The 12,353-nt window shown below is 69.7% G+C and carries 12 protein-coding genes; 7 read left to right on the forward strand and 5 right to left on the reverse strand.

Annotation, left to right across the window (positions count from 1 at the left end; all coding sequences use genetic code 11):
• The first annotated feature begins 433 nt into the window (after nucleotides 1-433).
• The 4 genes from serS (at nucleotide 434) to A6F73_RS15670 (ending at nucleotide 4,873) form a co-directional block, all read left to right on the forward strand.
• Nucleotides 434-1,708 carry a serine--tRNA ligase gene (gene serS / locus A6F73_RS15655; RefSeq protein WP_079135713.1) on the forward strand — a complete coding sequence of 425 codons (1,275 nt, stop codon included), beginning with the start codon at nucleotides 434-436 and terminating at the stop codon, nucleotides 1,706-1,708.
• 47 nt (nucleotides 1,709-1,755) lie between these two features.
• Complete coding sequence (locus A6F73_RS15660) at nucleotides 1,756-2,616, forward strand: HAD family hydrolase (RefSeq protein WP_063348375.1); 861 nt, start codon at nucleotides 1,756-1,758, stop codon at nucleotides 2,614-2,616.
• Between the two features lie 139 nt (nucleotides 2,617-2,755).
• Nucleotides 2,756-3,487: a FadR/GntR family transcriptional regulator gene (locus A6F73_RS15665; protein WP_063351236.1), complete on the forward strand. Its 732-nt coding sequence runs from the start codon at nucleotides 2,756-2,758 to the stop codon at nucleotides 3,485-3,487.
• A gap of 66 nt (nucleotides 3,488-3,553) precedes the next feature.
• The gene (locus tag A6F73_RS15670) at nucleotides 3,554-4,873 is read left to right on the forward strand and encodes an MFS transporter (RefSeq protein ID WP_063348376.1); all 1,320 of its coding nucleotides are present in this window, start codon (nucleotides 3,554-3,556) and stop codon (nucleotides 4,871-4,873) included.
• Between the two features lie 113 nt (nucleotides 4,874-4,986).
• On the opposite strand, the gene A6F73_RS15675 is transcribed toward A6F73_RS15670, so the two are convergent.
• The 5 genes from A6F73_RS15675 to A6F73_RS15695 form a co-directional block, all read right to left on the reverse strand.
• Nucleotides 4,987-5,706: an ABC transporter permease subunit gene (locus A6F73_RS15675; RefSeq protein ID WP_063348377.1), complete on the reverse strand. Its 720-nt coding sequence runs from the start codon at nucleotides 5,704-5,706 to the stop codon at nucleotides 4,987-4,989.
• A 58-nt stretch (nucleotides 5,707-5,764) separates the two neighbouring features.
• Nucleotides 5,765-6,682 (reverse strand): ABC transporter ATP-binding protein, encoded by a 918-nt coding sequence (locus tag A6F73_RS15680; protein WP_063348378.1) that lies wholly within the window; start codon nucleotides 6,680-6,682, stop codon nucleotides 5,765-5,767.
• A gap of 26 nt (nucleotides 6,683-6,708) precedes the next feature.
• Nucleotides 6,709-7,611 carry an ABC-2 transporter permease gene (locus tag A6F73_RS15685; RefSeq protein ID WP_063348379.1) on the reverse strand — a complete coding sequence of 301 codons (903 nt, stop codon included), beginning with the start codon at nucleotides 7,609-7,611 and terminating at the stop codon, nucleotides 6,709-6,711.
• Entirely contained in the window at nucleotides 7,595-8,557 is a 963-nt protein-coding gene (locus A6F73_RS15690) for an ABC transporter ATP-binding protein (protein WP_063348380.1), read from the reverse strand. The genes A6F73_RS15685 and A6F73_RS15690 overlap by 17 nt, the downstream gene beginning before the upstream one ends.
• 132 nt (nucleotides 8,558-8,689) lie before the next feature.
• A complete protein-coding gene (locus tag A6F73_RS15695; RefSeq protein ID WP_063348381.1) occupies nucleotides 8,690-9,577 on the reverse strand; it encodes an LLM class flavin-dependent oxidoreductase in 888 nt (295 codons plus the stop codon).
• 507 nt (nucleotides 9,578-10,084) lie between these two features.
• Here A6F73_RS15695 and A6F73_RS41465 point away from each other — a divergent pair.
• The 3 genes from A6F73_RS41465 to A6F73_RS15705 all read left to right on the forward strand — a co-directional run bounded on the left by A6F73_RS41465 (nucleotide 10,085) and on the right by A6F73_RS15705 (nucleotide 12,333).
• Nucleotides 10,085-10,951, forward strand: coding sequence for a hypothetical protein (locus A6F73_RS41465; RefSeq protein WP_159398466.1), 867 nt, complete (start codon nucleotides 10,085-10,087; stop codon nucleotides 10,949-10,951).
• 321 nt (nucleotides 10,952-11,272) lie between these two features.
• The gene (locus tag A6F73_RS15700; RefSeq protein ID WP_063351237.1) at nucleotides 11,273-11,869 is read left to right on the forward strand and encodes a MarR family transcriptional regulator; all 597 of its coding nucleotides are present in this window, start codon (nucleotides 11,273-11,275) and stop codon (nucleotides 11,867-11,869) included.
• Nucleotides 11,869-12,333, forward strand: coding sequence for a hypothetical protein (locus A6F73_RS15705; protein ID WP_208869085.1), 465 nt, complete (start codon nucleotides 11,869-11,871; stop codon nucleotides 12,331-12,333). The genes A6F73_RS15700 and A6F73_RS15705 overlap by 1 nt, the downstream gene beginning before the upstream one ends.
• The last annotated feature ends 20 nt before the right edge of the window (nucleotides 12,334-12,353 follow it).

Below are 12,353 nucleotides of genomic sequence, written 5' to 3' on the forward strand. Positions count from 1 at the left end.
CCGTCGTCCACAGGGGCCCGTGGCCCCGGAACCCGCCATCCACAGGGGCGGGGACTATCCACAGCCGAAAGTTATCCACAGGCCTGGGGATGAGTCGACAAACCGGTATAGCCACTGCGGGTTTCGGTCGGATCATTGGTTAGCGGCGTAGAGATGACTAATCGGACCAGAGTCACCCGTGTGCCAGCAAATCACCTGTCTGAGTGCTTCAATTCCCTCACCCGAGAAGGTCAAATGAGGTTTGAAACCTCATTTCCCTGGCTTCGGTGATCGGAGGGCCGACCTCCCCTTCAATCCACAGGCACCGCCCGGATCCTGTGGATAACCCTGGCCCCGCCCGATCCCCACAGAAGTTATCCACAGGATCCGGGCGGTTATCCCCAGGGGAAAACCCGTACCGGTGGACGAGCCTGCGCCCGGTACGCTTGGGCCTGTGATTGACCTTCGCCTGCTTCGTGAGGACCCTGACCGAGTGCGCGCCTCGCAGCGCGTCCGTGGCGAGGACGTCGACCTGGTCGACGCCCTCCTCTCCGCCGACGAACGGCGCCGGTCCTCGGGCAGTCGCTTCGACGAACTGCGCAGCGAGCAGCGGACGCTCGGCAAGCAGGTCGCCCAGGCCAAGGGCGAGGAGAAGGCCGCCCTGCTGCAGCGCACCAAGGAGCTGGCCGCCGCGGTCAAGGCCGCGGACGCCGAGCAGGGCGTGGCCAAGGAGGAGGCCGAGCGCCTGCTCCGCTCGCTGGCGAACCTCATCGACCCGGCCGCCCCGGTCGGCGGCGAGGAGGACTTCGTCACCCTGGAGGAGATCGGCACCCCGCGCGACTTCGCCGCCGAGGGCTTCGAGCCGCGCGACCACGTCGAGCTCGGCCAGATCCTGGGCGCGATCGACACCGAGCGCGGCGCCAAGGTCGCCGGCGCCCGCTCGTACTACCTGACCGGTGTCGGCGCGCTGCTGGAGCTCGCCCTGGTCAACATGGCCATCGCCCAGGCCACCGCGGCCGGCTTCATCCCGATGATCACCCCGACCCTGGTCCGGCCCGCCGCCATGGACGGCACCGGCTTCCTCGGCCAGGCCGCCGAGAACGTGTACCACCTCGCCGAGGACGACCGGTACCTGGTCGGCACCAGCGAGGTCCCGCTCGCCGCGTACCACATGGACGAGATCCTCGACGCCGAGAAGCTGCCGCTGCGCTACGCCGGCTACTCGTCCTGCTTCCGCCGCGAGGCCGGTACCTACGGCAAGGACACCCGCGGCATCATCCGCGTCCACCAGTTCGAGAAGGTGGAGATGTTCGTCTACACCACTCCCGAGGACGCCGAGAACGAGCACCGCCGCCTGCTCCAGTGGGAGAAGGACTTCCTCAACGCGCTGGAGCTGCCCTACCGGGTGATCGACGTCGCCTCCGGCGACCTCGGCGCCTCGGCCGCGCGCAAGTTCGACATCGAGGCCTGGATCCCGACCCAGGGCAAGTACCGCGAGGTCACCTCGACCTCCAACACCACCGAGTACCAGGCCCGCCGGCTCTCCATCCGGATGCGCGAGGAGGGCAAGACCCGCCCGCTGGCCACCCTGAACGGCACCCTGGTCGCCATCCCGCGCACCATCGTGGCGATCCTGGAGAACCACCAGCAGGCCGACGGCTCGGTGGCCGTGCCCGAGGCGCTGCGGCCGTTCCTCGGCGGGCGGACCGTCCTCGAACCGGTCAAGTAGCACCGCGCCACCCGCACCACCCGCAACTCCCGGGAGACGTACGGCCCATGAGCACCACCAGCCCCAGCCCCGTCTCCCCCAACGGTGAGCACCCGAGCGGTGGCGACCTGCCCTACCGGCTGGTCGCCACCGACCTCGACGGCACCCTGCTGACCAGCGCGGAAACCGTCTCCGAGCGCACCCGCGCCGCCCTGGCCACGGCCACCGGCGCGGGCGCGCTGCACATCGTCGTCACCGGCCGCTCCGCAGCCTGGGCCCGCCCGGTCTTCGACGAGATCGGCTACACCGGGATAGCCGTCTGCGGCCAGGGCGCCCAGGTGTACGACGCCGGCGCGCACCGGCTGCTCACCTCCCTCACCCTGGACCGCCGGCTCGCCGCGCTCGCCATCGCCAAGATCGAGGCCGAGACCGGCCCGCTGGCCGTCGCCGCCAACCAGGACGGCCTGGACGGCCAGGTGCTGGCCGGCCCCGGCTACGAGCTGCTGATCGGCTCCGACCTCCCGGTCGTCCGGGTCCACCGCGACCAGCTGCTCGACGCCCCGGTCAGCAAGCTCTACATCCAGCACCCGGGCCTGACCGACGACGCGCTCGCCGAGGCCGCCCGCCGCGTCGCCGGGGACCTGGTCGGCGTCGTGATGGCCGGCGCCGGAGTGGTCGAACTGCTGCCGCTGGGCCTGTCCAAGGCCACCGGGCTGGCCGTCGCCGCCCGCCGCCTGGGCGTCCGCGGGGCCGACACCATCGCCTTCGGCGACATGCCCAACGACGTGCCGATGTTCGGCTGGGCGGCCCGCGGCGTGGCGATGGCCAACGCCCACGAGGAACTGCTCGCCGTCGCCGACGAGGTCACCGCGAGCAACGACGAGGACGGCGTCGCCGTCGTCCTGGAACAGCTCTACCCGGGCGTCTAGGGGCTCTCTTTCGGATCACGCCGTGGTGTTCGGCGGGGGTTCACCTCCAGTTGTAGGATGACCGGGCAAGCGGTTGTAGGATGACCGACGACCGGCGTTGACCAGCGACGCGGCGACCAACGACGAAGGGAGCACCGGCATGACCAACGACGGCAACAGCCTCCAGGCGGCCGGACGGCGCTCCCTGGTGGACACCGCGATCGACCAGCTGCGCGAGCAACTGGCCGGCGGCGTCTGGCCGGTGGGATCGCAGATCCCCACCGAGCACGAGCTCGCCGAGCGGCTGCAGGTCGGCCGGAACACCGTCCGGGAGGCGATCCGGGTGCTGGTGCACGCCGGCATGCTGGTCTCCCGGCAGGGCGAGGGGACGTTCGTCCGCTCCACCAGCGACCCGGCCGCCGTCCTGCGCGGCGTCCAGCGCTCAGGCATCCGGGACGTCCTGGAGGTCCGGGCCGCACTGGAGACCGAGGCCGCCCGGCTGGCCGCGCTGCGGCACACCCGCGAGGACGTCGAGCGGATGCGGGCCGCGCTGGCCCGCGAAGCCGAGGTGATCGCCTCGCACGCCGAGCGGACCGACCGCGAGGCCACCGTCGAGCACGACCTGGAGTTCCACACCGCCATCGTCGAGGCCGCGCACAACCCGGCGCTCACCGAGGTCTACCGCTACTTCGGCGCCTCCGTGCGCGAGTCGATGACCTCGGCCTTCGGCGACCACGACATGCCCGAGGTGGCCGTGGCCACCCACGCGGCGCTGGTCGACGCGATCGAGAGCGGCGACCCCGACCGTGCCGAGGCCGCGTGTCGTGCGCTGCTCGCCGAGCCGACCGCGGCCGTCGAGCAGCTCCTCGCGGCCATCGCGGCCCGGAAGTGACATAGGCACCCGCCTGCCTTCCGCCCTCCGCGCCCTCGCGCACATTCACGAAAGAACAGCACACCCATGGCCGTCACCCGTGCCCAGCAGCCGGTTGCCACCACGTCCCTCCCGCTTCCCGTCCGCACCCGGCTGGCCCACCCCGCACTGCTGCTGACCGGCATCCTGCTGGTCGCGCTGAACATGCGCGCCTGCCTGGCGGCGGTGTCGCCGATGGTCGGCGAGATCCAGCGGACCTTCGGACTCTCCGCCACCGCGAGCGGACTGATCACCACCGTGCCGGTGCTGTTCCAGGGCGTCGGCGCCCCGCTCACCCCCCGGCTGACCCGGCGGTTCGGCACCGAGCGGGTGGTGCTGGGCGCCGTCCTGGTGCTGGGTGCGGGCGTGCTGCTGCGGGTGCTGCCCTCGGTGGCGGCGCTGTACGCGGGCTGCGTGGTGATCGGCGTGGCCATCGCGGTGCTGAACGTGTCGATGCCGGGCCTGGTCAAGCGGGAGTTCCCGGACCGGGCGGCGGCGATGACCGGCGTCTACTCGACCACCATGCTGGTCGGCGCGACCATGGCGGCCGGCCTCTCGGTGCCGCTGGAGCACGCCCTCGGCGGCGGCTGGCAGGCCTCGCTGGGCACCTGGTCGCTACTCGCGCTGATCGCCGCGGTGGCCTGGCTGCCGCAGGTGCTGCGCTCCCGGCAGGAGCGGGCGGCGGTCGCGGCAGCGACGGGCCTCTCCGCCGGCCCTGCGGCCGGTCGGGCGACCGGTCAGGCGACCGGTCATACGGCCGGTCGTACGGCCGGTCGGGCGGCCGAGAAGCCGATCGAGGGCATCTGGCGCTCGCCGATGGCCTGGCAGATCAGCCTCTTCATGGGCATCTCGTCGCTGCTGGTGTACACCCTGGTCGCCTGGATGCCGACCATCCTGGCCGACCACGGCATGGACCGCGGCGAGGCCGGTCTGGTCTTCGCCTTCTCCAACCTGGTGCAGGTCGCGGGCGCCTTCCTGGTGCCGCTGCTGGCCGGCCGGATGACCCGCCAGCGCGGGCTGGCGGTGGCCATGGCCGGACTGAACGGCCTCGGCATCGCCCTGCTGCTGATCGCGCCGGTGTCCGGCGCCTGGGTGTCGGCGACCATCCTGGGCGTCGCCCAGGGCGGTTCGCTGGGCCTGGGCCTGGCCTTCATCGTGCTGCGCACCGGCAGCGCGGCCGGCGCCGCCCAACTGGGCGGGATGTCGCAGGCGGTCGGCTACCTGGTCGCGGCGGCGGGCCCGGTCGGCGCCGGCGCGCTGCACCAGCTCACTGGCGGCTGGACGGCCACCCTGGTGCTGATGCTGGTGCTGGCCACCGTGGTCGGCGCGGCCGGCTGGGGCGCGGGCCGCAACCGGACGCTCGGCTAGCACCTCTACTCGGACCGACCCGGGCTGGCCTCGTTGAGGCCGGCTCGGGCCGACCCCGGCTGACCCGGGTCGACCCCGGCTGACCCGGGCTGACCCGGGCCAGCCCCGGCCGGCTACTCCTCGGCGGCCAGGGTCAGTCCGGCCAGCTTCACCGAGGCCAGCACCGTCGCCGCCACGGTGACCGCCAGCAGCAGCGGGACGGCCACCCCGAGCGAGACGTCGGCGCCGATCGCGGCGTCCCCGGCGACCGCCTCGGCCACCGACCGGCCCCACTGCTGGACGCTCAGTGTCCGGGCGCCCGACACGAAGTTGCCGATCAGCGACTCCCAGACCAGCGCGTACCCCAGTCCGGCCACCACCGCGTGCCGGGTGACCACGCCGAGCAGCAGGAACAGCGCGCTGTACGCCGCCCCGGCGACCAGCACGGCCACGGTGTAGCCGAGCGCGATGCCGTCCCTGGTGCCGATCAGCAGCAGGCCGCAGAGCAGCGTCGGGAGGGCGGCGAACACCCAGGTGGTGCCGATCGCGACGACCAGTTTGGTGGTGACGATCTTCCACCGCGGCAGCGGCTTGGCCAGCAGGTAGACGATCGACCCGTCGTCGATCTCGGTGGCGATCACGCCGGTGCCGACGACCAGGCCGAGGATCGGCACCAGGGTGCCGAGGCCGAGCTGCCCGAGGATCTTGACGGTGAGGTCGTGCTCGTTCCCGCTGGCGGTGCCGCTCGCGACGGCCGAGATGACCAGCAGCAGGGCGGGGACCACCAGCAGCAGGAGGCCGCGGCGGCGGCCCAGCAGGCCGCGCAGGGTCAGCCTGGCGACGGTCGGGTTCATGGTCGGTCGGCCCTTTCCTGGGTCCGGTACGGGAGTTCGGTGGCTCGGACGCCGGGCCTCACGCGGAGACCAGGTAGGAGAAGACGCTCTCCAGCGACTCGTCCGCCGGCGACACGGTGTACAGCCGGATGTCCGCCTCCTGGGCGACCCGGGGCAGCAGGGTGGTGAAGCCCTGGAAGTTCACCGCCTCGATCCGCAGCGCCCGTTCCCGCGCGTCCACCTCGATACCGGTCGTGGAGCCGTCGGCGATCAGCGCGGCGGCCAGCCTGCGGTCGTCGCTGGAGCGGACCAGGTAGCGGTGCGGCCGGTCGGTCATCAGCCGGCGGATCTTCCGGAAGTCGCCCGAGGCGGCGTGCCGGCCGGCCACCACGACCTCGATGTGCCGGGCCAGTTGCTCGACCTCCTCCAGGATGTGGGAGGAGAACAGCACCGTCCGGCCGTCCGCGCCGAACCGGCGCAGCAGCTCCATCAGCTGGAGCCGCTGGCGCGGGTCCATGCCGTTGAACGGCTCGTCGAGCAGCAGCACGGCCGGGTCGTGGACCAGCGCGGAGGCCATCTTGACCCGCTGCTTCATGCCCTTGGAGTACGTCCCGGTGCGGCGGTCCTTGGCGTAGGCCATCTCCACCAGGTCCAGGGCACGCCGGGCGGCGGCGCCCGGGTCGGCGAGGCCGTGCAGTTCGGCGTTGGCGAGCACGAACTCCCAGCCGGTCAGGTAGTCGTACATCGACTCCCGCTCCGGGACCAGGCCGATCTGCCGGTACACCTGCTGGTTGCGCCAGATCGGCGCGCCGTCCAGGGTGACCGCCCCGCTGGAGGGCGCGAGGAATCCGCTCATCATGTGGATGAGGGTCGACTTGCCCGCGCCGTTCGGACCGAGCAGGCCGGTGATGCCTGGGCCGATCGTCATACTGATGTCGTTGACGGCGACCACGTTCCCGAACCAGCGGGAGACCTTGTCGATGGTGATGGTGGCCATGACGCCCTCTCAAACTCCTCGGTTCATCAGACGCTGCGGTAGCGGCGCAGCAGCAGCCCGTACGAGCCGGACACCATCGCGAGAACGGCGACGGTGAAGACGACCACGCCGAGCCCGCCGGGCGCGTGCATCCGGCCGCCCATCCCGCCGACGTCGAAGAGCTGGTTGGTCAGGCTCTCCACCAGGTCGTTCGGCGACAGCAGCGCGATCCACTGGGCGGAGTCCGGGACGGTGAGCTCGGTGGCGGTGCCGATCCGGGTCAGGATCGCCACCACGGCCGTGCTGATCGCCAGGTAGCCCATGATCCCGGCCACCCCGAAGCCGCGGCGCGGGGTCGCGGCGGCGACCACCAGCGCCACCGAGGTCGGCACCAGGGAGTACAGCAGGGCGGCGACCAGGCCGGACAGGAAGTGCCCGGTGTTGTGCCCGAAGTCCAGCCCGCCCAGCAGCGCCCCGATGTAGAGGACCAGCAACGGCGCAGCCATCAGCAGGAACTGGGCGCTGACCATGGCGGCGAACTTGGCCCGGACGTAGTCGGCGCGGGTGATCGGGCGGGAGAAGTACAGCGGGACGGTGTGGTACCGGAGATCCCGGGAGAACAGCACCGGCGCCTGCGAGGCCAGGAAGATCGACACGACCAGCACGAACGAGGACAAGTACCGCGGGTAGTCCAGCGGCAGCTCCTTCGCGCTGGTGGCGAGCGCGATCGCCACCATGACCACGGCCGGCAGCGTGACCACGCCGAGCACCAGCATCGGCAGCACCTTGGACTTGCCGGAGCGCCCGAGCCCGTACGCGGCGCGCAGGCTCTGGGTGAACAGCGAGCGGGTCGCGTAGGCCCGGCCGAGCCGGGGCCCGGTGTAGCCGCGGTAGCCGATGTCGTGGATGACGCCGGTGTCGGCGGACCTGGTGTCAGGAGGCAGCGACATCGTCCGTCCCTCCCCTGTTCTCGTCGGTGAAGATTTCGGCGACCCGGTGGCGGCGCTGCTCCAGCCGGACCAGGCCGAGGCCCAGGCCGGCGACGGTGTCGCGGATGGTGTCGTAGGTGTCGTCGCCGGCCAGCCGGACCAGCAGCAGGTGCGAACCCTCCGGCTGGACGGACAGCCCGGCGGCGGCCAGCCGTGCCCGGACGGCGTCGCCCGGCTCCGGGACGGCGTCCTGCGGGTGGTCCGTCACCTCGACCGCCAGGACGGCCGTCGCCTCGGTGAAGGAGGCGGTGGACGAGGAGCGCAGCAGCTTGCCGCCGTCGATCACGACCAGGTGGTCGCAGGTGCGTTCCAACTCGCCGAGCAGGTGGGTGGTGACCAGCACCGAGATCCCGAAGTCGGTGTGCACCCGGCGGATCAGGCCCAGCATCTCGTCCCGGCCCGCCGGGTCGAGGCCGTTGGTCGGCTCGTCCAGCAGCACCAGCTTCGGGTCGTGCACCAGCGCCTGCGCGAGCTTGACCCGCTGCTTCATGCCGGTCGAGTACCCGCCCATCGGCCGGTACCGCTCCTCGTACAGGCCGACGTGCCGCAGGGTGTCCGCGGTGCGCTCACGGGCGGCGGTGGCCGGCAGCCCCGCCATCCGCGCCATGTGCACCACGAACTCGGTCGCCGACACGTCCGGTGGCAGGCAGTCGTGTTCGGGCATGTAGCCGACCCGTTCACGGATCTCCGGGCCCCGGGTGGCGACGTCCAGGCCGAGGACCTCGCCGCGGCCGGACGTCGCCGGGGCGAGGCCGAGCAGGATCTTGATGAGGGTGGACTTACCCGCCCCGTTGGCCCCGACCAGCCCGACCACCCCGGGCCGCACCTCGACGGTGAGCTGGTCGAGGGCGGTGACCCGGGGGAACCTCTTGGTGAGGCCATCCGTCTTGATGACAGCAGTGGACACCTGCTCAACGTAACGGGCTTGCGCGCCAAGGGCTATGAGCTGGAATGACGAGCCCGTCTGCTGCTGCGGTATGACGCCGCCGACGATCTCCCCTAAGGGGCGGAGGATCCCCCATCAGGGTCGACGCGACGCTCAGCCCAGCTGGGCGAGGCCCTCGGTGGCGATCTGCTCGAAGACGGCGAGGTCGTTCTCGAAGATCGAGTCCGGCACCGGCCAGTGGATCACCAACTCGGTGATGCCCAGCTCCTGGTACTTCCCCGCCCAGTCCACGAAGGCGTCCAGCGACTGAAGCGGCCGCTCCGCCGTCGAGCCCTGGAGCAGCATCTTCTCCAGCTCGCGCACGTCCCGCCCGGTCGCGTCGCAGGCCGCGGTCAGCTTCTCGATCTGCTTCCCGACCACCTCGGGCGCCCGCTCGACGGGCACGTCCGCCGGGCCCTTCGGGTCCCCGTACGTCACCCAGCCCTGGCCGTACTCAGCCGTCAGCTTCAGCCCGCGCGGACCGGTCGCGGCGACGTAGAACGGCAGTCGCGGGGTCTGCGCGCAGCCGGGGATGTTCCGGGCCTCGACCGCCGAGTAATGCGCCCCCTCGCGCGTCGTGGCGTCCGTACGCAGCAACTCGTCCAGCAGCGGCAGGAACTCGCCGAACCGGTCCGCCCGCTCCTTCGGCGACCACGCCTCCTGCCCCAGCGCCGTCGCGTCGAAGCCCGTCCCGCCGGCCCCGATGCCCAGCGTCACCCGCCCGCCGGACACGTCGTCCAGCGTGATCAGCTCCTTCGCCAGCGTCACCGGGTGCCGGAAGTTCGGCGACGTCACCAGCGTCCCCAGCCGGATCCGCTCGGTGGCGGTCGCCGCAGCCGTCAGCGTGGGGACCGAGCCGAACCACGGCTCGTCCCGGAAGCTCCGCCAGGACAGGTGGTCGTAGGTGTAGGCGGCATGGAAGCCGAGCTCCTCGGCCCGCCGCCAGATCTTCTGCCCCTCGCTCCACCGATGGATGGGGAGGATCACGGTACTCAAGCGCATGCCGTCGACCTTACGTCGATGGGACCACACTCGGTGTTGGCGCATCGACCACCTTGCCAGTTCAGTGCGCCAAGTCCGTCAGCCACCCAGTGACCGGTGATGACACGTCGTCGCAGCATTCCGTGGAGGGCCGTGGACTCGGTATCGCCAGGGCGGATCTGCGTCATCACCTCACTGTTATGCAGAGCCGCATAGGCGTCATCGTTACAGGTTGGATGCGGTGAGCGGAGATCCTCAGACCCTCCCGGAGCCAGGGTCGACTCCGACGGCTCAGACGGAGCAGCTTCCGACTAAAGGGGGCCTGATGGACGAGCTGGCGCAACAACATGGACCATAGGCCGACAACACACCGAACCATGCAAAAAGTGACACAAAAACGATCAATGCAGATCGATTTCATTCATCGAAAATGCACCCTACCATCGATTCCGGCATTTTATGATCAAATAAGATGCATCCACGAGATGGCGGCCTTAAGTCGCGAAGCAGTCTGCCAAACTTGTCCTCATGGATAGTGATTCCACACCGAGGCCACCGAACCTGACATCGCGGATCGTTCTCGTTACGCCAGAACTTGCCGGATCCATCCTGGAGAGAAATCGCAATAACAGGCCGGCGGACAAGGGAGTTATCAAGCAGATCTCCGATGCCATCGCGAGGGGCGAGTGGCAGGTCACCCACCAAGGAATCGCCCTGGCCGGGAGTGTCGAGAGCGGAAGACTCCTGGACGGCCAGCATCGACTGGAGGCAGTCAAGGGGTGCGGAGTCGCGGTGCCCATGCTCATCTTCGAGCACGTCCCCGAGGAAACCTTCTCGGTGCTGGACACTGGGCGAAGCCGGTCCGCTGGCGCGGTGCTTGCGCTAACCGGGGAGAAGGACTACACGCTCCTGGCAGCCACAGTGCGACATGTCCAATTGTATCGATCAATGCCAGATTCCACCTGGGCCGGATCGGCCTCCAGGCTGACAAATCAGCAGGTCCTTGAGCTCTTCCAGGAGGACCGCGACTCTTATCTCAATGCCGTAGCCATTGGGCGCCTATTGGGGAAAACCGCAAAGATCATTCCCACGGCGGCCGCCACAGGATACTACCTAACCGTCGACGCATGCCCATCGGCCAGCGCGGACGCGTGGATCGAAGGCTTGTCAACGGGGGCCGGGCTGGCTACCGATGACCCTCGCCTTGCCCTGCGCAACGTCCTAACAGCGTTGTCGATGGGATCCACAGTACGACGCAGGACAGACAATCGCGGGCAACTTGGACTCTACATCAAGGCGTGGAATTCCTGGGTCTTCAAGAAGCCCGTAAAGGCCCTCCGATTCCAGCAAACCGAGAAGATGCCCATCCCTGTCCGCCAGACTCCACTGGGTTAGCGACTGGCACTGTCACTACGCGCCGAGCGCTTCGATGGACGCGGCTCCAACTCGAGAGAACCGCCGGGCCGTCCTACACCCTGGGCTTCCGGGACGTCTGGAGCGAACACGGCAGGGCACTCGGTGCTCCGGCTCATGCCGGAGCACCGAGGATGGCACACAGGCTGAACGCATCCGTGACCGACGGACCCCACGGCGGGCCTCCGGAGCCCAGTCACCTGCCAAGGCTGACCCAAGTCGTCTACATCCAGCCAGCCATAACGGGTGTACCGAGATCCCCAAGGCATCAGCTTGCATAAGATGCAAGCTAGTATCCGACTTATGCAAGCTCCTCCGCCGGCACTCCTGCCGCTTCTGCGTACGGCCTTCCAGGGCGAGCTGTTGGCCTGGCTGTACCTGCATCCGCAGGAAGAGGCTTCGCTTACCGAACTCGCCTCACGTTTCGGCGTTTCGAGTGCGACCGCCAGCCGTGAGGCGGACCGGCTGGTCAAGGCAGAGCTGATCGCTGCTCGACGGCACGGAAACCTCCGCCTCTTGCGAGCCAACACCACCGGGCGGCTGGCGGGCCCGCTGACCGAGCTGTTCGCCCTCACCTACGGTCCGATCGCGGTGCTCGGCGATCTGCTGCTGCCACTGGCAGGCGTCGAGGAAGCCCATATCTACGGCTCCTGGGCAGCCCGCTACTCGGGAGAACACGGCGAGGTGCCCAATGACGTCGATGTCTTGGTGGTGGGCAACCCCGATGAGGACGAGCTGTACGAGGCTGCGCGCCAGGCGGAGGGCATGCTCGGCCGAGAGGTCAATGTCCACCGGGTCTCGCCCGCCCGTTGGCGCGAGCCGGGGACGGATCCGTTTCTCACGGGCGTCCAGAGCCGGCCGACGGTTCGGCTCGAACTCTTCGAAGGGAAGAACAAGTGATGAGGTGGCAGCAGGGCCGCGCTGCGGTCGAGGGCATGCTGGCGCGCAAGGAACTGGAGCGAGTACCGGCGAACCGGGAACAGGCCGACAATCTCCTCACCCAGGCATCGAATCACGTCAAGGCGGCCCAGGCCGTCGTTTCCTTCGATGCGATCGGCGCCTACCAACTGCTGTACGACGCGGCGCGCAAGGCACTGGTCGCGATCCTGGAGAACCAGGGACTGCGGCCAACCAGCCGAGGGGGTCACATCGCAGTCCTGGAAGCCGTCAGTGCACAGCTCGATCCACCTCTCGGGGCAGCCCTCAGGCCCTTTGACCGCATGCGCCGACGCCGAAACCAGGCGGAGTACGCGGATTTGGACTATCCCAAAATCGAAGCCCAGGACGTGACCGGTGACGCACCGAAGGTCACGGCGATCATCGAGCTCGCAGAGCGGGTCCTGGATGAGATGAGCCCCTTCTGACGGTGATCCAGGCGAATCAG

This window comes from Streptomyces sp. MJM8645 (assembly GCF_001625365.1).
GTDB lineage: Bacteria > Actinomycetota > Actinomycetes > Streptomycetales > Streptomycetaceae > Kitasatospora.